Raw genomic sequence first — 1629 nt, forward strand, 5'->3', positions numbered from 1 at the left:
TCCACTGCACCCGGTGTTCAGCAGAGGAAGAGCCGTACCGTGCCCGGCGCTGCGCCCGCTGCTGCCTGCAAGATCATCTAGCCGAACTACTCGACGACGGCACCGGCACCATAGCTGAATTCCTCAAACCGTTGCATGAGGGAATCACTGCTCAACCCCACCCACGCAGCGCGCTGACCTGGCTGCGCAACCCCGACGTCCGTAATCTGCTTACCGCCATCGCCACGGGCACCCGGCCAATGAGCCACGCCGCCTTCGAAGACCACCCGTCACCACGCACCGCCATGCACCTGCGCGAACTCTTCATCACGCATGGACTGCTGGAACCAGTAGACCGGAACCTACTGCACTTCGAAACCTGGCTGGACCAGATCCTCACAGAACTCACGGACCCGGACCACCACACCCTGATCAAGCAGTTCGCCACCTGGCACCATCTGCGGCGGATGCGCCAGCTCTCCGCCGCCGGCCACCTGCGATGGGGCACCACACGCGCCGCCAAACAAGACATCTCCGTAGCCCGGGACTTCCTCCATCACCTCTCGGAACGAGGAAGAACACCATCCCAATGCCGGCAGGCCGACATCGACCACTGGCTCGCCACGGGCACGACAACGCGCAGCACGGCAAGGACCTTCGTGCGCTGGGCGATCCGGAACAAGCATCTTCCCCGCCTCGAATACCCCTACCGGAAAGCCGAAACCAGGCCGGTCCTGAACCAGAACGAACGACTCAGACTCCTCCGCGAAACCCTCGACAACCAGGACAGGCCGCTACACCACCGCGCCGCAGCGATCCTGTTGCTCCTCTACGCCCAGCCGCTGACACGCATCGCCAGCATGCGAACGAACCAGATTAGCCGCACCCATGATGGTGAAACCGTCGTGATCTTCGATGACCAGCCCGTACCCGTCCCCCACCCCTTCGACGCGATCCTTCAAGAGCACCTCGCACGCCGGCCGAACATGAACACCGCAGCCAACCGCGCCTCGCCCTGGCTCTTCCCCGGCTACCGCCCCGGACAACACCTCCACCCCGGCCACCTCATGACACGGCTCCGCGACAGCGGCATCCACCTACGCGGGGCCAGGAACGCTACCCTCCGCGCGCTGGTCCTGACCATGCCCCCACCGGTCGCCGCCCATGCCCTCGGCTACAGCACCCAAATCACCGAACAACACGCCAAACACGCCGGCCACACCTGGGCCACCTACGCCTCCTACCGGCGATAGACGACGACCCAACAAAGGCTCGACCTCTGCGCCTGGGAAACGTGGACTGGCAGGATGGTGATGTGACGACACATGCCTCCCAGGAAGATGACGGCTCGATCCTACTGCAGGTGAAGGTCTCGATCGTAGGCGCCAAACCAGCCATCTGGCGGCTGCTTGACCTCGACCCTGCATTGACCTTGGACAAAGTCCACGATGTCCTCCAAACGGCCGTCGGCTGGCGGGATACGCATCTGCATTCCTTCACGGACACCGACCCTTACAAGCGGCTGCGGGCCGTCAATGGACAGGTGCCAGAACCACGGCGCTGGGTCGCCGAGGACCTGCTCGATGACTTCGAGGAAGACCTGCTCGAGTCGGACTATGTTCTAGGGCAGGTCCTCACGGCGGAGTCCGG

Annotated in this window: 1 protein-coding gene and 1 pseudogene; both read left to right on the forward strand. The window is 63.9% G+C overall.

All coding sequences use genetic code 11. The features are described 5' to 3' along the window. A partial coding sequence (locus tag X803_RS22010) for a hypothetical protein (RefSeq protein ID WP_026543569.1) occupies nucleotides 1-1232 on the forward strand: 1232 nt, incomplete at its 5' end. A 62-nt stretch (nucleotides 1233-1294) separates the two neighbouring features. Then, nucleotides 1295-1629, forward strand: a pseudogene (locus tag X803_RS20845) (plasmid pRiA4b ORF-3 family protein); the annotation flags it as partial.

It is taken from the genome of Arthrobacter sp. 35/47 (genome assembly GCF_000520475.1).
Lineage (GTDB): Bacteria > Actinomycetota > Actinomycetes > Actinomycetales > Micrococcaceae > Arthrobacter_D > Arthrobacter_D subterraneus.